Annotated in this window: 16 protein-coding genes; 7 read left to right on the top strand and 9 right to left on the bottom strand. The window is 66.5% G+C overall.

What is annotated here, in order from left to right:
- Window positions 1-113: 113 nt before the first annotated feature.
- Genes gabT through HL666_RS27990 form a run of 3 tightly spaced genes read left to right on the top strand, consistent with a single transcriptional unit; the run spans window position 114 to window position 3,662 of the window.
- A complete protein-coding gene (gene gabT / locus HL666_RS28000) occupies window positions 114-1,403 on the top strand; it encodes a 4-aminobutyrate--2-oxoglutarate transaminase (RefSeq protein WP_172184752.1) in 1,290 nt (429 codons plus the stop codon).
- Between the two features lie 37 nt (window positions 1,404-1,440).
- Entirely contained in the window at window positions 1,441-2,739 is a 1,299-nt protein-coding gene (locus tag HL666_RS27995) for an ArgE/DapE family deacylase (RefSeq protein WP_172184750.1), read from the top strand.
- Window positions 2,736-3,662 (top strand): 2-hydroxyacid dehydrogenase, encoded by a 927-nt coding sequence (locus HL666_RS27990; protein ID WP_172184748.1) that lies wholly within the window; start codon window positions 2,736-2,738, stop codon window positions 3,660-3,662. Before HL666_RS27995 ends, HL666_RS27990 begins: the two co-directional genes overlap by 4 nt.
- Before the next feature lie 14 nt (window positions 3,663-3,676).
- On the opposite strand, the gene HL666_RS27985 is transcribed toward HL666_RS27990, so the two are convergent.
- The 3 genes from HL666_RS27985 to HL666_RS27975 form a co-directional block, all read right to left on the bottom strand.
- Window positions 3,677-4,075, bottom strand: coding sequence for a hypothetical protein (locus HL666_RS27985; RefSeq protein ID WP_172184746.1), 399 nt, complete (start codon window positions 4,073-4,075; stop codon window positions 3,677-3,679).
- A gap of 100 nt (window positions 4,076-4,175) precedes the next feature.
- Window positions 4,176-4,337: a hypothetical protein gene (locus HL666_RS27980; RefSeq protein ID WP_172184744.1), complete on the bottom strand. Its 162-nt coding sequence runs from the start codon at window positions 4,335-4,337 to the stop codon at window positions 4,176-4,178.
- Between the two features lie 14 nt (window positions 4,338-4,351).
- Window positions 4,352-4,585, bottom strand: coding sequence for a DUF6894 family protein (locus tag HL666_RS27975; RefSeq protein ID WP_172109503.1), 234 nt, complete (start codon window positions 4,583-4,585; stop codon window positions 4,352-4,354).
- Window positions 4,586-4,806: 221 nt separating this feature from the next.
- On the opposite strand from HL666_RS27975, the gene HL666_RS27970 reads away from it, so the two are divergent.
- The 3 genes from HL666_RS27970 (at window position 4,807) to HL666_RS27960 (ending at window position 7,256) form a co-directional block, all read left to right on the top strand.
- Window positions 4,807-4,989 carry a hypothetical protein gene (locus HL666_RS27970; RefSeq protein WP_172109827.1) on the top strand — a complete coding sequence of 61 codons (183 nt, stop codon included), beginning with the start codon at window positions 4,807-4,809 and terminating at the stop codon, window positions 4,987-4,989.
- Between the two features lie 220 nt (window positions 4,990-5,209).
- Window positions 5,210-6,094: a hypothetical protein gene (locus HL666_RS27965; RefSeq protein WP_172184742.1), complete on the top strand. Its 885-nt coding sequence runs from the start codon at window positions 5,210-5,212 to the stop codon at window positions 6,092-6,094.
- A gap of 325 nt (window positions 6,095-6,419) precedes the next feature.
- Window positions 6,420-7,256, top strand: a complete 837-nt coding sequence (locus HL666_RS27960; RefSeq protein WP_172109501.1) for an HD domain-containing protein — start codon at window positions 6,420-6,422, stop codon at window positions 7,254-7,256.
- A 6-nt stretch (window positions 7,257-7,262) separates the two neighbouring features.
- Here the strand turns inward: HL666_RS27960 and HL666_RS27955 are convergent, their stop codons facing one another.
- From HL666_RS27955 to HL666_RS27930, 6 genes are all read right to left on the bottom strand, one after another.
- Window positions 7,263-7,937, bottom strand: a complete 675-nt coding sequence (locus HL666_RS27955; RefSeq protein WP_172184740.1) for an HAD family hydrolase — start codon at window positions 7,935-7,937, stop codon at window positions 7,263-7,265.
- Between the two features lie 226 nt (window positions 7,938-8,163).
- Window positions 8,164-8,550: a hypothetical protein gene (locus tag HL666_RS27950; RefSeq protein WP_172109499.1), complete on the bottom strand. Its 387-nt coding sequence runs from the start codon at window positions 8,548-8,550 to the stop codon at window positions 8,164-8,166.
- Between the two features lie 119 nt (window positions 8,551-8,669).
- A complete protein-coding gene (locus tag HL666_RS27945; RefSeq protein ID WP_172109498.1) occupies window positions 8,670-8,876 on the bottom strand; it encodes a hypothetical protein in 207 nt (68 codons plus the stop codon).
- A 136-nt stretch (window positions 8,877-9,012) separates the two neighbouring features.
- The gene (locus HL666_RS27940; protein WP_172132079.1) at window positions 9,013-9,903 is read right to left on the bottom strand and encodes a hypothetical protein; all 891 of its coding nucleotides are present in this window, start codon (window positions 9,901-9,903) and stop codon (window positions 9,013-9,015) included.
- 564 nt (window positions 9,904-10,467) lie between these two features.
- A complete protein-coding gene (locus HL666_RS27935) occupies window positions 10,468-12,540 on the bottom strand; it encodes a sensor histidine kinase (RefSeq protein ID WP_172184738.1) in 2,073 nt (690 codons plus the stop codon).
- 72 nt (window positions 12,541-12,612) lie between these two features.
- On the bottom strand, window positions 12,613-13,350 hold the full coding sequence (locus HL666_RS27930) for a Crp/Fnr family transcriptional regulator (protein ID WP_172109826.1): 738 nt from the start codon (window positions 13,348-13,350) through the stop codon (window positions 12,613-12,615).
- Window positions 13,351-13,659: 309 nt separating this feature from the next.
- Here HL666_RS27930 and HL666_RS27925 point away from each other — a divergent pair, with 309 nt between their 5' ends.
- Complete coding sequence (locus tag HL666_RS27925; protein WP_172184736.1) at window positions 13,660-15,735, top strand: methyl-accepting chemotaxis protein; 2,076 nt, start codon at window positions 13,660-13,662, stop codon at window positions 15,733-15,735.
- Window positions 15,736-15,839: the final 104 nt, after the last annotated feature.

Genomic DNA, 15,839 nt, shown 5'->3' with positions numbered 1-15,839 from the left:
TCTGGTGCCTTGCTGTTTGGTGCCTTGAAGTCACCTGTCGGGCGGAACAAGCTGATTGATCACGTCGCTGCCCGGCCTAGCCTGCTGCTCAAATCCTGCACGAGAGGTGAGCCATGGTAGCGAATTCGGCTGCGAATGAAGAACTGCTGGCGCGTCGGCACGAGGCCGTGGTCAGGGGCGTGAGCTACGCGACGCCGCTGTTCGCCGACCGCGCTCTCAACAGCGAGGTCTGGGACGTCGAAGGCAAGCGCTATGTCGACTTCGCCGGCGGCATCGCCGTGCTCAACACCGGCCATTGCCATCCGCATGTGGTGGCCGCGATCCGGGCGCAGCTCGACCGCTTCACCCACACCTGTTTCCAGGTCCTGCAATACGAGCCCTACGTTCGCTTGAGCGAGCGGCTGAACGCGCTGGCGCCGATCGCCGGCCCCGCCAAGTCGATCCTGCTGACGACCGGCGCAGAGGCGACCGAGAACGCCATCAAGATCGCGCGCGCCGCCACGGGGCGCAGCGGCATCATCGCCTTCACCGGCGCCTTCCACGGCCGCACCGCGCTCGCCAATGCGATGACCGGCAAGGTGATGCCGTACAAGAAGCCGTTCGGCCCGCCGCTGCCGGGCGTCTGGCACGCACCGTTCCCGATCGCGGGCAGCAATGTCTCAGTCGAGGATACGCTGTCCTACATCAACTTCATCTTCAAGGCGGACATCGACGCCTCGCAGGTCGCGGCGATCATCATCGAGCCGGTGCAGGGCGAGGGCGGCTTCCACCCGGCGCCGCCCGAGCTGATGCGCGGCCTGCGCCGGATCTGCGACGCCCATGGCATCGTGCTGATCGCCGACGAGGTGCAGACCGGCTTCGGCCGCACCGGCAAGATGTTCGCGATGGAGCATTACGACGTGCAGCCGGACCTGATCTGCGTCGCCAAGAGTCTCGCCGGCGGCATGCCGCTGTCCGGCGTGATCGGCCGCGCCGCGATCATGGATGCGGCGGAGCCGGGCGGCCTCGGCGGCACCTATGGCGGCAATCCGCTGGCCTGTGCGGCCGCGCTCGCCGTGCTCGACGTGTTCGAGCAGGAGAAGCTGCTCGACCGCGCCAATGCGATCGGCGAACGGCTGAGGGCGGCGATCGAGCGCTTCTCGCGCGCCAACAATCTGGTTCCGGTTTCCGGGCCGCGCGGTCCTGGCGCGATGGTTGCATTCGATATTCTCAAGCAGCGTGGCAGCGACGAGCCGGATGCCGAGATGACCAAGCGCGTGACCCGCGTGGCGCACGAGAACGGACTCATTCTGCTATCCTGCGGCGTGACTGCGAGCACCATCCGCATTCTCGTGCCGTTGACGGCGTCGGACGCGATCGTGGACGAGGGGCTGGCGATCCTGGAGAAATGCCTGGCCGCGTGACGCGGACAGGGTGAGTTGGGAAGGCTGGAGGCTTTGCGTGACTGAAACTGCGGCGGCTGTGCCGAACGATGTGATGGAGCGGCTCGCCGCCGCTGTGGATGCCAACTTCAAGCAGCAGGTCGCCTTCCTGCAGCAACTGGTGCAGTTTCGCAGCCTGCGCGGCGAGGAAGCGCCGGTGCAGGACTGGCTGGCGAAGGAGTTCGAAGCGCGCGGCTACAAGGTCGACCGCTTCAACCTCGCCGACGTCGACCTGATGCGGCATCCCAAGGCCGCGCCGATGGACACCATTGCGCTCGACGGCTCGCAGCAGGTGGTGGCAACCCTCGATGGCCAGGGCAAGGGCCGCAGCCTGATCTTGCAGGGCCACATCGACGTCGTGCCGGAGGGACCGACCGACCTCTGGAGCGATGCGCCCTACGACGCCATCGTGCGCGACGGCTGGATGATCGGCCGCGGCGCGCAGGACATGAAGGCCGGCGTCTCCGCGATGATCTTCGCGCTCGATGCGATCAAGGCCGCGGGCTTCGTGCCGGACGGGCGCGTTCACGTGGAGACGGTGACCGAGGAGGAGAGCACCGGCAACGGCGCGCTCTCGACCCTGATGCGCGGCTATACGGCCGATGCGTGCCTGATCCCGGAGCCGACCGGCCACACGCTGACCCGCGCCCAGGTCGGCGCGATCTGGTTTCGCTTGCGCGTGCGCGGCACGCCGGTGCACGTCGCCTATGCGGAGACCGGCACCAATGCCATTCTCTCGGCGATGCATCTGATCCGCGCCTTCCAGGAGCACACTGACGAGATCAACGCGCGCGCCACCTCGAATGCGTGGTTCTCGGGCGTGAAGAATCCGATCAAGTTCAACGTCGGCATCATCAAGGGCGGCGACTGGGCGAGCTCGACGCCGGCCTGGTGCGATCTCGATTGCCGCCTCGGCGTGCTGCCCGGCGAGACGCCGGCACAGGCCATGGCGGGCATCGAGCAGTGCCTCGCCAAGGCGCAGGCGACGGATAGTTTCCTGTCGGAGAATCCGGTCGAGCTGGTGTGGAGTGGCTTCCAGGCCGATCCCGCCGTCTGCGAGCCCGGCAGCGCTGCCGAGGCCGCGCTCGCCGAGGTTCATGCGCGGGTGTTCGAAAAGCCACTGGACGTGCGGCTGTCCACGGCGGTCAACGACACGCGCTACTACGCGATCGATTACGGCATTCCGGCGCTGTGCTACGGCCCCTACGGCATCGGTCCGCATGCGTTCGACGAGCGCGTCGATCTCGACAGCGTGCGCAAGACGACGCTCTCGATCGCGATGTTCGTCGCGCAATGGTGCGGGTTGCGGCCGGCATGATCAGCGTCGCACTCCTCAGCCGCCCGGGGCTGATGGATCCGATGAAGGCGGTGCTCGCGCGCGAGCTGCCGGGCGTGACCGTCGCATCCTGGCCGGAGCCCGCCGCGCGCGGCGCGGAGCTTGCGGTGTGTTGGAAGCCGGAGCCCGGCGCGCTGGCGGCGATGCCGAAGCTGCGGCTGATCCACTCGATCGCCGCCGGCGTCGACAACATCCTGTCCGACCCGGCCGTTCCCGATGTGCCGTTGTGCCGGATCGTCGATCCCGACATCACCTCGGCGATGACCGAGTTCGTGCTGTGGGCCACGCTGTATTTTCATCGTGATTTCGACCGCGTGATCGGCAATGCGCGTGACGGCCTGTGGCGCCGCTACGAGCAGCGTGCGGCCGGGGATTGCAGGGTCGGCATTCTCGGACTCGGGGCGCTCGGCACCGACGCTGCGCGCCGTCTGGTCGCGCTCGGCTACGCTGTCAGCGCGTGGTCGCGCTCGCCCAAGCAGCTCGAAGGCGTGAGGACGTTCAGCGGTGCCGATGCGCTCGATGACTTCCTCAGCGAGGCCGATATCCTGGTCTCACTGCTGCCGCTCACGCCGTCGACGGTCGGGCTGCTCGATGCGGCGCGTCTGAGCCGGCTGCCGAAGGGCGCCGCGCTGATCCTGTGCAGCCGCGGCGAGCACCTCGTGATGGACGACATGCTCGCGCTGCTGCGCAGCGGTCATCTGCGCGGCGCCGTGCTCGACGTGTTCGAGCAGGAGCCGCTGCCTGCGGACCACACGTTGTGGCGCGAGCCGGGCGTGCTGGTGACGCCGCACATGGCGGCGATCGCGTCCTGGGAGACGATCGCGCAGCAGGTCGCCGAGAACGCCCGGCGGCTGCTGCGCGGTGAGCCGCTGCTCAACGTCGTCGATCGCGTCCGCGGCTATTGAGCCGACGCGCGGGTCTATTCGAGCGTCTGCACCGGCGGTGCGACGGGGCCGCGCGGGACCGGCGGCGCAGCGGCGGCTGTCCTCGGTTGCGACGGCGCACTGCGTGGCGATGCCTGTTGCGGCGGCTGCGCGGAGTCGACCATTGCCGCCTGGCTGTCGCGGACCGGACGACGGACCTGCTGCGAGCGGGCTGCGCGCGAGCGTCGGAAGCCCCAGGAGCGGGCGATCGAAGGGCCGGCGGTGTAGCCGACCACGGCGCCTGCGACAGCGCCGACCGGGCCGAACACGACGGCGCCCGACAAGGCGCCGAGCGCAGCATCACCGCCGCGATGCTCGTCGGCTCGCGCTGACGGCATCAAGGCAGATGTCATGAGTATGATTGCAAGCGCCGTTGTGGCCAGCATTCTGGTCATGCGATGTCCCCTTCGTCTCACCGCCGCCGAAATGAAGGACAAATGTGGCGAGAAGAATGCGGTTGGGGACGACCCGCTGCGTGGGCGGCCGATGAGTGCGTCAGCTCTGCGTCACACGGCGGGTTCCGTACTTGGCGCGCCATTTCGGGCCGGGGCCGCGCATGTAGTAGCGCTCGGGACGGTAGGGATCGCTGACCAGCGCGAAGAAGCTCTTCCAGCGATCGCGCAACGCAGCCAGGCGGAGATTTCCAGACGCGAACATCACGGGCCTCGATCTCAATGCATGCGGCCGAGGATGGATGAGAACGGCACCGCGAAGATCTCCTCGTCGAGGTCATCGGCGACGTGAAGCACCCAGTCGCGCCAGTCCTCCTCGCTCTCTGCCGAAATCAGCGCGTGCATCACGCGCGTCGCGTGGTCGCGCGCTTCGGAGAGATCGAGAACCGCGGTTCCACGCCGGTCGATCAGGATCTCATCGTCGTTGGAGCAATGAAAGAAGACCTGTGTCATGTCTCGCTCCTCAGCCACCATCGCTCGAATCTATCTCACAACTAGCAGCGCAGCGCGCTGCGCGAAATTACGATTGAGCACGTAAGGTAAATTACGGGCGCAGTGTTGCCTTTTGGAACCGCATCTGCCGTGACCGGAATCACACAATTGCGCGATTCTGGAACTTATCGCGCGCGTCGTGGTTAACGGCGAATTCCAGGGCGATAGGAGCACCGCGCATGATGTCCGAAACGCAGATCCATGCCGTCGCGCGTCAGATGCTCGAGATGCACGGGCCTGCCGCGATCGCGCAGGCGGCGCAGCAGGCGCAGAGATGCGAGACGGGCGGCGAGGCGGAGGAGGCCAGAGAATGGCGTCACATTGCGGAAGCCATGAAGATGATGCGCGGACCGCATCAGAGCTAAGGTCATCATTCTGATTTTAGTGAATCGTCGGCCGCGCGCTCGGGCGCAGGCGCCGACTCTGCTGCGCGCATTCGTGGCAGGGGATGCCCGTCAAGAGGGGGCGTCCGCATTCTCATCCTGGTTTCCGACCCAATTTGCCCGCAAGATTCAGGCAATGATTCGGCAGCGGATTCGCCGTTGACCAACGTCGTCGGCACGACCGCCGTCCAGGGATATTGCCATGGTCTTTTTCAAGCGTGAGCTGAGCCCGGTCGAGATCTTCGAGCGCGCGCTGAAGGACAAGCAGGCGGCGCGGCAGCGGCTGACCGAGCGGCTCGTCGTCGCCGAGCGGGCGCTGGAGGAGAAGCGCGTCGCCGCCGAGCGGCTCGCCAAGGCGGGGGCCAGCAACGGCCAGCTCGACCGCGCCGAAGCGAAGATGCAGGCGGTCGAGCACAAGGCCAAGGCGCTGCGCGCGTCCGTGGCCGAATGCGACGAGCAGATCGTCCTGGCCGAACGCGCCTTTGCCGACGCGGTGGCGCAGCGCGATCGCGACCGCGCCGCCAACGAGATCGAGGCGGTGGCGTCCGCGATCGAGCAGGCGGTTCCGCGCTTCGAGATCGGTGCGGCGGCCCTCGTGGACGCGGTCACGCGCGGCCGCGCCGCGTTGACCGAGGCCAGCCGCTTCGCCGCCGATGTCGACGATATCCGCCGCGAGGTGCTGTCGGCCGCCGAGCTGATCTGCTGGGAGCTGCGCACGGCGGCGACGCGCACGCGGGCGGGCAACATCAACGTGGCGCTGCTGGCGCCGCCCGAGGTCAGGCAATTGCCCGCGCCCGAGACCGACCGCCAGATGATCTACACGCTCAATCCGCTGACCTGGCGCGAGGGCGAGGAGGTGAAGCGCGTTCCCGCCTTCACCATGACGGCGCTGCCCAAGGCGCTGTTGCCGCTCGCGCTGGCGCACCAGCACGTCGACTATCTCAATGCGCGGCGGGTGCAGACGCTGATGCATGTCCATGGCAGCGGGCCGCAGCAGAGCGAGCCGACGCCGGACGATCCAGCGCTCGTCGATCTCGACGCGCTTGCGGCGCAGCCTGAGGAAACCCCGCGGGCTGACGTCGCCTGAGCCTTGCGGCCGGGCAGCGGCATTCGCGTTGCCTGCGACGAGTGCGATCCGGCTCGCTGCCGGTTCGCGGCCCCGCCGCCAAACGAGATGGGACGGCGCCCGCAATTTCCCGGGCATCGTCATCCGGGTGTGGCCGACATCCGCAACCTGCGCTATGCTCCGCGCGCGAGGCGGGCGGTTGCGCCCTGATGTGTTCGACCGCTCGCGTCCGACATCGAGCCGTGTCCTGAGCCGTGCCTTTCCTAGCAGCGTCCTGGCGATTTGCGTTTTGCCGAGTTGTGTCTTTAGCGTTGTGTTTTGAGCTGTCTGAGGCGGGGCGGCAGCGATGATGACCTTACCGGAGCTCGCGGCAGCGGCGTTGGAGCGGTTCCTCAGCTCCTATATGCGCCGGCGGTTCGGATCCTCCCACACTCAGCTGTCGGAGATGCTTCCGGCGGCCGCCCGCATCGCGCTGGAATGCATCGGCAACAGCGATGCGCTGTACCACAACGTCGAGCACACGCTGCTGGTCACGCTGGCTGGCCACGAAATCCTGCGCGGGCGCGCGCTCCACAGCCACATGACGGCGGAAGACTACGTCCATGTGATCATGGCCTGCCTGCTGCACGACATCGGCTATGTCCGAGGTCTGTTCAAGGAAGACGACAGCGACGGGTTCGTCGTCGATCGCGGCGGCCGCAAGATCTGTCTGCCGCGCGGCTCATCGGATGCCAGCCTGATGCCGTATCACGTCGACCGATCCAAGCTGTACGTGATCAACCGCATCGAAGGCATGGCGCCGCTCGACAAGGATCGCATCGCCCGCGCCATCGAAGGCACGCGCTTTCCGCCGCTCGCCGGCCAGCTGTTCGACGAGGAGCAGTCGATCGTGCGCGCCGCCGATCTGATCGGCCAGCTCGGCGATCCCAACTACATCCGCAAGGCCAATGCGCTGTATCACGAATTCGAGGAGGTCGGCATCAACCGGCAGCTGGGCTACGGCTCGCCCGCCGATATCGTCAATCGCTATCCGCAGTTCTATTGGAACAGCGTCGCGCCCCACATCCAGACCGAGATCCGCTATCTCAACATGACATCGACGGGGCGGCAGTGGATCGCCAATCTCTACGCCAACGTGTTCCGCGCCGAGCGCGACATCTCGCTGTCCGGCCCGCAGAGCTGAGAGCGGCTAGCGCCGGCCGCCGACCTCGTCGATATGGCCGAGGAGGTCGGCCGGATCCTCGTAGACGCGGATCGCTCCGGACTGCCGCAATTCCTCCGAGCCATAGCCGCCGCTCAGGAGGCCGACGCCGAGCGCCCGGCAGCGCGTTGCGGCCAGCATGTCCCAGATGCTGTCACCGACCACCACGGCGCGCTCGATCGATACGTCCAGGCGGGCGGCTGCCGCCAGGAACAGGTCGGGATCGGGCTTGGCGTAGCGAACTTCGTCGCGCGTGACGACCGGGCTCTGCTTGGGATCGACGCCCAGCGCTGCGAGGTTGACGGCGGCCGTCTCCATCCGGCCTGATGTCGCGATCGCCCAGGGGATGCCGGCATCGGTCAGGAAGGCCAGCAGCTCGCGGGCCCCGGGCAGGGGACGGACCTGCCGTCCGAGTTCCTGGTAGGCCGCCGCATGCGCGCACCTGAGCCGCTCGATCCGGTCCGGCTCCATCGCGAAGCCGGTCTCGCGCAGCAGCTGGTTGGTGAACAGCCCGCCGCTCATGCCGATCTTGCGATGAATGCGCCATACCGACAGCTCGATGTTCTCGGCATCGAGCGCCGTCTTCCACGCCAGCACATGCTGGTAGACGCTGTCGACCAGGGTGCCGTCGAGGTCGAACAGAAAGGCGGTCTCGATGCGCATGGCTTTGCTCCGCGGCGGCGATGAGACTGAGCCAAGCATCGGCGGCCGTTCGGGTTCCTTCGCAGGCGGCGAAGGTTATCCGGCCGTCCGATGCAGGCTGCCGCAGCGGTTTACCGGACGCGCCAGCATCCGTGTTTGGAGACGCACCCCATTGCGTGCGCCGCAGCCGGCGCATCGTCGAGCGTGCTCAGGCCATGCTCTTGGCTCGTGGTCTCAGCCCTCGATCTCAACTCTTGGGGCGGATGAAGCCGGCGAGGGTCTTCTTGTGTGCCTCGCACCAGTTCGTCATGCCCATGCGACGCTGATCCAGGTCGATGGCCTGCGTGGCGACGGCCACCTCCGCCATCAGATCGTCGTCCTGCTTCTCGCCCATCTTGCCGCCGGTGTGCATGTAGGCGATGGCCTTACGGACCTTTTCGGTGGTGCCGTCAGGCATCTGCATGTCCTGCGCCTTTTTCACCAGATCCTGATAGGCGACGTCGATGCCGGGGCATTCGACCTTGGTGGCGAACGCCTCCAGCACCATGGTCGTGTAGACATGGCGGGGCTCGGCGCTGGCCGGAGCCACGGCCGCGCTCACCAGCAGTGCCGCAATGGTCAATTTGGAACGCATACCGAGCAGACCTCCCGTTTATTTTCGGCAAGTATTTTCGGCAAGGCTAGCCTCGGACTGCGGCGCGATCAACAACGAGGGCAGTGCAGCAAGCGCGAATTGATCGCGCCGGCAGCGGCCTATTTGTTGAGGCGGCGCTCCTGCTCCTTGAGCAGGATCTCCAGCTCCTCGCTCTGCTGGGCCAGACGGTCGGCGTTGCGCTCCTCGTCGGCGGCGCCCGACTGCGAGGCGGCCTGCTCGGTGATCTGGCGAATGTTGTCGCGCAGGATCGCGATGCGGTCGGCGAGGTCGGAGGTGGAAAGAACGGTCGGATCGGTCAGGCTCATGAACCCCTCGCAGATAGGCTTTTCTGGCGCAGTTCCTTAGCTCGGAAAGCCTCGTCGCGACAAGTGCATCGGGCCGCTGCATCAACCCCGCTGCGGTTGATGGTAGAGATGTCTGTGAGCGCTGCGCCGAGCGGCGTCAGCGCACCGGCATCGGCGGGCGCACGACCGGCTGATCCGGATCGGCGGGTGCTGACGGCAAGGCCATCGGCGCCGGGGGCGGCGGAGCCATGTTGGCTGCCGACGACGGTGGGGGCGTCCGCGGACGGTGCGGCACCGCCGCTGCGGGCTGCGCCGGCGTCACGGCGGCGGTTGCGGGCCGCGGGGCCGGGCGCGGCCGTATCGTCTGCTCGATGGCCCGCGGGTCGAACGGCCGCGCTTCGGCCGTCCGCTCGGACGCCTTGTCGGACGCCTTGGCCTCCGCCGCGCGCGCCATCTCGCGCGCCATCTGCTCCTGGCCGGACCTCAGCTGGGCGAGGCTCGTCTTCAGCTCGCCGATCTGTTGGGTCAGGGCCGCGAGGTCGTGAGCCATGGATTGCAGCAATTGCGCCTGCTCCTGCGACGCGCTCGCGCTGATCGCACCCGTCGCGGATTCCTGCGCCTGCGATGGGGCGGCCGCGGTGCTCTCCTGCGCCGCTGGCGCTGCCGACTGCGGAGTTGCATCCTTGTCGGCATTCGAGGCCAGCGAGATCCGCGGCATCCAGTGTGCGATCATCTCCTGGGCTTGGTCGCCATAGCTCTGCCAGCCGGCTGCTGCAACCGCGCTGCCCACGGCGAACAGCACGGCCAGAACGGTGCGGACGACCCAGGTGCCGACCGTGGTGCGCCGCTCGACCTCCGCGAGGCCGCTGGCCGGCTGAGTTCGGAACTCGGGATCGATCTTGGGCGAGGGAACCTCCGGCGGACGCTGCGCGCTCCGGCGATCGGCCTCGATGCCTGGCCGGTCGGCCCGCGCTGCCAGCACGATGTCGGGATCGATCATGGCATGGGGCTGCTGATCGGCGTCTTTGGTGGTGGTCGTTGCAAGCATTGACGCTCCGTCCTCCGTTGTCGTCCGCCTCGGGCGGCGGCGCTCGGCTCTGTCCCGACATGTCCTACCCGACATGTCCTACCAGCGTGTCGTCCTACCAACGCGTCGTCGTACTAACGTCGTCGTACCAACGCCTCGTGGCAGCAACGTCTCGTGGTCACAGCGTCGGGTGACGAGGTCGTCTGACGATGACGACGTCACGAGACGCTCGGCCCGGAGGCCGCATCAGCACAGAACCTGGATACCGGTTGTCCCGCGTGCGCATGTTTCTGCATGTGCACGGTGTTGGTCGTGGCCTGAGCGGATGCCTCGGAACGCCCCATCATCGTTCCGCCGCGCCGACGCTCGGCCGATTCACTCGCGTACTCCGCACTCCCTGCCATATCAGGCCAAACCAAGGCAAAGGCATGGCAGTTAGCGCATGGCAGTCAAGACACTCCCGTCAAGACACTGCAGTCCGGGAGGTTGCAGGATGAGCATACCCCTAATGACCGACGAAGGCTACCCGATGGCGCAAGGCTGCGCCGCGGCCACCCTGTACGCTCGGCGATCCTTGCCGACCGGTCAGCGCTTGAGGATATCGTCGGCCGGCAGCCTGATCTCGCACCGCAGGCCGCTCGGCTCGAAACGGCGCGTCACTTGCGCGCCGACATCATAGGGCAGCATCTGCTCGAGCAGCACCGTTCCGAATCCCTGCCTGCTCGCTGTGAGCCGGTGCCCGGACATCCCGGTCTCGGTCCAGTCGATCACGAGAGAACGGGTCGCGTCGCGCTCGTCGAGACGCCATTCGATGCTGATGAAGCCCCGCGGAACGGTCAGCGCGCCGTATTTCAGCGCATTGGTTGCGAGCTCGTGCATAGCAAGCCCGATGCTTTCGGCCGCCTTCGCCTTGATCCGGAGCGAGGGACCCGCCAGCGAGAACTGCCGGTCCTCGCGCGCGGCGCCTGCGCGTAGCTCATCGGCGATCAGCTCGGCAAGATCGAAGCCGGCGACCGGATCGCGCGTGATCACGGCCTGGATGCGCGACAGTGCGGAGATGCGCCCCTCGAGATGGCCTGCGAAATCCTCGACGCTGTCGCTGCTGTCGCCGGTGCGCCTGATGATCGAGCGGATCACGGCGAGCAGGTTGCGCACCCGGTGCTGCAACTCGGCCAGCAGGAACTTCTGGTGCTCGTTGGCCGACACGACTGCGGTGATGTCCTGGGTGATGCCGCCGATTCGCTGGACGTGACCGGTCGCATCGACCATCGGGAAACTACGGATTCGCAGCCAGCGGATCGCACCGTCCGTCTGTCGGATGATGCGGAAGTCGAAGCTGTCGCGCTCGCCCCGCCGGGCACGGTCGAGGCTCTCGACGGCCCGCGGTCGATCCTCGGCCAGCATCAGATCGGTCCATGGCGTGATATGATCGCCTTGGAGCACGACCGCGCGCGGGACTCCATAGATCGCCTCGAATGCGGGGCTGAGATATTCCCAATGCAGGCGGTCTGCGTCCCGGATCCACAACACGTCGGAGGACGCCTCGCCGAACTGGCGGAAGCGCGTCTCGCTGTCGCGCAGCGCGGCCTCGGTCCGCTTGCGGTCGTCGATGTTCATCGCGAGCTCGACCAGGGTGCCGTCGCCAATGTCGCGGCCGGCGAACATCATCCAGGTGCGCTCGCCGTTCTTGCGGAAATACTCCTTCTCGTATGGACCGATCCGGCCGGTCCGCTGCAGCAGGTCGATCTGGGCGGCAGAGCTGACGCGCCATTCTGGCGGTGTCATGCGCTGCCACGTCAACTGGCGGTTCGCGACCTCCTCGCGCGAATAGCCGGTCATGTTGAAGAATGCGTCGTTCGCATCGATCAGCGTGCCCTCGACATGATCGAAGAATAACACGCCGACCGAGTCGATCTCGAGGATGCGCTGCAATCGATGCGCGCTGGCCTCGCTGCCGTTTGCACCGGGCTTGGCAGGCGCCGGCATGTCGTGGTGGCGCGGCTCACCGCAGGTCAGGCGAATGGCGAGATCCGGGTCCGACCGTGTGAGTGCCAGCACGTCGGGATCGAGCGAGAGCTCGGGATGGGCGTCGGCCCAGAAATGCGCCATGCGCAGATAGGCCATGAACGCCGTCAGGACTTCGAAGCGGGGCTCGCCGAACGCCTTGCGAAGCGCCAGCCTCGAGCGAGCGGCCGCCTGGCTCGAAACGAACATGGCCGAAGCCGCGTCGAGCACGTCGGCCTCGCCGTCGCTGCGTGGCTCAGGAATGTCGATGGGGCCCTCGACCGCCTCCAGACGGGTCAGCGCCGCCGTGATGCGCGCGGGATCCGCGAGCGGAAGCGAGAGCAGAGCGCGGGCCTGATCGAGCGTCTCCGGCTGAAATGCCGCATCCGGGGCGGGGGTGCCCAGCCCGATCAGGAAGGCGAAATGCCGGGTGAGGCAATAGGACGACCCGTTGAGGCGTGAGAGATGGACCGCAAGCCGCTCCTTGAACAGCGCCGGCAATGGCGCATCGAGATAGGCGCATTTCGCGAGCTGCCACAACTGCCGCACGGTCTCGGGCGCCGAGGGCGTTGGCCGGAACAGATTCGGCATCAGCCCGAGGCGCTGCACGATCTCCTGCTCAAAAGGCCCGTCAGCCATGCGCTGTTCAACCATCGCCGTTTCCCAGGCAGAGTGCCCGAGCCGGCCAGCCTCGCGCAAGTCGTATGCGGCAGTGCCCGGAACGCCTTACTCATTCGCATCGAGCTGACGACCTTCTCGATCCAAATGCAAATAATTCGCATTGAACAGGCCGGCGCTCATCAGGCGCTCGAGATCTGGCAGCACCAGCATCTTGCCCTTGAGCACGATCAGGTTGTTGGCCCGCAATTCCTGAAGCGTACGATTGACGTGGACCTTCGACAGCCCGGTTGCCTCGGCCAGATCCGCCTGAGTCAACGGGAAACTGCAGCCGTTATCCTCGGCGAGGCCCGCGAGACGTAGCCGGAAGAACAGCTCGCATAGCAGATGTGCCATTCGTTCGGACGCGGTGCGCTGTCCGAGATTCATCGTCCACTCGCGCTGAATGGCAGCGTTGACCAGGGTTTCCCACCAGAATGCAGTGGCGATGCGCGGATAGCCGGTGCTGATCTCGTCGAAGAACTCGCGCGACAAATCGGCGATCGAGACTGGAGTGATGGTGCCGATCGAATGGTCCATCTCGCGCAGGATGAAGATGTTGAGGTCGCAGATGTCGCCGGGCAGGAAGAACGAGACGATCTGACGACGGCCATCCTCGAGTTGCTTGTAGCGGCAGGCCCAGCCGTTCAGGATGAGATGGACATCCTTCGGTTTCTCGCCTTCGCGGGCGATGTCGGTGCGTGGTGCAAAGGTCCTGACCCGCTGCGCCGCTGCGCGGTTGAGCATCAGGCGGTCGGCCGCAGAGAGGCGGACGAAGTTTTCGAGCTTGCGGACAAGATGACTCAAAGAGCGGCTCCCCCGGGATTGCTTATAGGGGTTCCATGTGCTGCGACTACAATAACTTATGTTAGCATGATACCTCGTCAACCGCGCTTCTTTTTGCATGAGCGCCGGGAACGATGACAGCGTCGTTCCGGATGAGATCGTGTTGCAACACCGGCGAGCGCGAAACGACATTGGATCATCGCGAGAGCCCGGTGAACTACGGGGAACGAAGGAGTCCCGCGACAATCTGGCGACCGCCGACGTCCCGAGATTAATCCCCCTTTAGGCTCCGCTGCCTAATTTCAACACATCATAAACCGGGAATGAATCATGCGAGTCGGTCAGCTCTTCGCGGTCTCGATGCTATCGGTCACGGCCTTGGCCTGTGTGCTCGGAGGCGAAGTCCTGGTCACTCAGTATCGCGCCTATGCGAGCAGGACCGAAGCGATCAAGTCGGTGGACGGGTTCGGCGCCGTGCTCCTCGCCGGACAATCAGTTGCTGCATTGCGCGCGCCGTTCGTAACGCCGATGTTCCAGGACACGCCGGCTACTCCGGCGCAGCAGGACGCCTTGGACAAGGCCGGACAGCAGGTGGACGCAGCCTTCCTCAAGGCAAAGGCCGCGGTCGAGAATCTCTCCGACAGCCAGGTCATTCTCGATGGCCTCAATGCCGCGAGGACGAAGCTGACCGACGTGCGCACGACGGTCGACCGCGCCGTCAAGCTGCCCGTCAATGCGCGTGATCCGGCGGCGATGAAAGGCTTCCTGCCGGCGCTCGCCGACGTCCTGAAGACCATCGAGCCGCTGCTGAACCGCCTGGAAAATCGCGTCGCGAGCGCAGATGCCTCGCTGACGCCGCTGCTGTCGATCGCGCGCATCACGCAAGACCTGCGCATCACCGCCGGCGGCCGTGCCGCCATGCTCGTTCCGGCCATCGGCGCCAAGAGGCCGCTGAACCCCGCCGAGCAGTCGAACATCGATCGCGCGCAGGGCCGGGTCGAGGTCGATCGTGAGCGGATCGAGTCGAGCATCGACCAGCTCGGGAATCCGCCCAGGGTCGCGCAGGCCATGACGGAAGCCGTCGACGCCTATTTCAACAATGCCGCTGGGCTGATCGAAAAGGAGATCGCGGCCTCGCGCGCCAACACCGGTTACAGCCTCACTCCGGAGCAACTTGGCGGCACGGTCGTGCCGCCGATCGGGAAATTCCTGTCGGTCCGCGACAACGCCCTGTCCGAGGCGAGGGCGCGCGCCGAAGCCGCGCGCGACGACGCTTTCTTCATGCTGGGTATCGGCGGGGGTGCCGTCATCGCGCTGCTCGGCATGCTCGGTGTCGTCACCTTCATGCTCCGCCGCCGCGTGATCTCGCCGCTCGCAGCCCTGACCGGGGTCGTCGGCGACCTCGCCGCCGGCCGTGACGACGTGATCGTTCCGGCCAGCGATCGCCAGGATGAGATCGGGACGCTGGCCGCTTCGCTGCAGGTGTTCAAGGACGCGCTGCTGGCGAAGAAGGAAGCCGATCGTGCGGCAGCAAGCGAGGCTGAGGCGAAGATCCAGCGCGGACAGCGGGTGGATACGATCACCCGGGAATTCGAGGCGGTCATCAGCGAAATCGTGGACGTGGTATCGTCGGCCTCCAATGCGCTCGAAAGCTCGGCCGGAACGCTCACCACCACCGCCGAGCAGTCGGAGCGGCTGGCGACCACCGTGGCCTCGGCATCGGAGGAGGCCTCCACCAACGTGCAGTCGGTCGCATCTGCGACGGAGGAGATGTCCTCGTCGGTGACGGAGATCAGCCGCCAGGTGCAGGACTCCGCCCGTGTCGCCAACGAAGCCGTTCAGCAGGCTCAGCGGACCAACGACCGTGTCGGCGAGCTTGCCAAGGCCGCCGGGCGCATCGGCGACGTCGTGGAGCTGATCAATTCGATCGCGGGTCAGACCAACCTGCTGGCGCTGAATGCGACCATCGAGGCGGCGCGAGCCGGTGAGGCCGGGCGTGGCTTTGCCGTCGTGGCTTCCGAGGTGAAAGCGCTGGCCGAGCAGACCGCCAAGGCAACTGATGAGATCAGCCACCAGATCAACGGCATCCAGGCCGCGACGCAGGAGTCCGTGAACGCGATCCGCGATATCGGTGAGACCATCGAGAAGATGTCGGAGATCGCCTCGACGATTGCCTCCGCCGTGGAGGAGCAGGGCGCCGCGACGCAGGAGATCTCGCGCAGCATTCAGCAGGCCGCGCACGGGACGCAGGAGGTTTCGGCCAATATCACCGACGTGCAGCGTGGCGCGAGCGCAACCGGCCAGGCTTCCGCGCAGGTGCTGAATGCGGCCAAATCGCTGGCCGGCGAAAGCAGCCGGCTGAAGCGCGAAGTGGCGCGCTTCCTGGGCTCGGTCCGGGCGGCCTGAGGCGAAAGGCAACACAGTAGCGACCAAAGGGCGCCGGACCTCTTCGATCCGGCGCCCTTCATTTCATGATTTGCGCGTGCCGTGCGTCGCGGCATCCGGCAACG

Origin of the sequence: Bradyrhizobium aeschynomenes, assembly GCF_013178945.1 — a bacterium.
Classification (GTDB): domain Bacteria; phylum Pseudomonadota; class Alphaproteobacteria; order Rhizobiales; family Xanthobacteraceae; genus Bradyrhizobium; species Bradyrhizobium aeschynomenes.
The sequence above is the reverse complement of the archived record's forward strand: the minus strand, read 5'-3'. Positions and strand labels throughout refer to the sequence as shown.

Bases quoted from the DNA above. Each gene is read 5' to 3' on its own strand.
- HL666_RS27990 (WP_172184748.1), top strand. From the start codon at position 2,736: ATGATCAGCGTCGCACTCCTCAGCCGCCCGGGGCTGATGGATCCGATG.
- HL666_RS27970 (WP_172109827.1), top strand. From the start codon at position 4,807: ATGTCCGAAACGCAGATCCATGCCGTCGCGCGTCAGATGCTCGAGATG.
- HL666_RS27945 (WP_172109498.1), bottom strand. From the start codon at position 8,876: ATGAGCCTGACCGATCCGACCGTTCTTTCCACCTCCGACCTCGCCGAC.
- HL666_RS27950 (WP_172109499.1), bottom strand. From the start codon at position 8,550: ATGCGTTCCAAATTGACCATTGCGGCACTGCTGGTGAGCGCGGCCGTG.
- HL666_RS27960 (WP_172109501.1), top strand. From the start codon at position 6,420: ATGATGACCTTACCGGAGCTCGCGGCAGCGGCGTTGGAGCGGTTCCTC.
- HL666_RS27935 (WP_172184738.1), bottom strand. From the start codon at position 12,540: ATGGTTGAACAGCGCATGGCTGACGGGCCTTTTGAGCAGGAGATCGTG.
- HL666_RS27985 (WP_172184746.1), bottom strand. From the start codon at position 4,075: ATGACCAGAATGCTGGCCACAACGGCGCTTGCAATCATACTCATGACA.
- gabT (WP_172184752.1), top strand. From the start codon at position 114: ATGGTAGCGAATTCGGCTGCGAATGAAGAACTGCTGGCGCGTCGGCAC.
- HL666_RS27980 (WP_172184744.1), bottom strand. From the start codon at position 4,337: ATGTTCGCGTCTGGAAATCTCCGCCTGGCTGCGTTGCGCGATCGCTGG.
- HL666_RS27940 (WP_172132079.1), bottom strand. From the start codon at position 9,903: ATGCTTGCAACGACCACCACCAAAGACGCCGATCAGCAGCCCCATGCC.
- HL666_RS27975 (WP_172109503.1), bottom strand. From the start codon at position 4,585: ATGACACAGGTCTTCTTTCATTGCTCCAACGACGATGAGATCCTGATC.
- HL666_RS27925 (WP_172184736.1), top strand. From the start codon at position 13,660: ATGCGAGTCGGTCAGCTCTTCGCGGTCTCGATGCTATCGGTCACGGCC.
- HL666_RS27955 (WP_172184740.1), bottom strand. From the start codon at position 7,937: ATGCGCATCGAGACCGCCTTTCTGTTCGACCTCGACGGCACCCTGGTC.
- HL666_RS27965 (WP_172184742.1), top strand. From the start codon at position 5,210: ATGGTCTTTTTCAAGCGTGAGCTGAGCCCGGTCGAGATCTTCGAGCGC.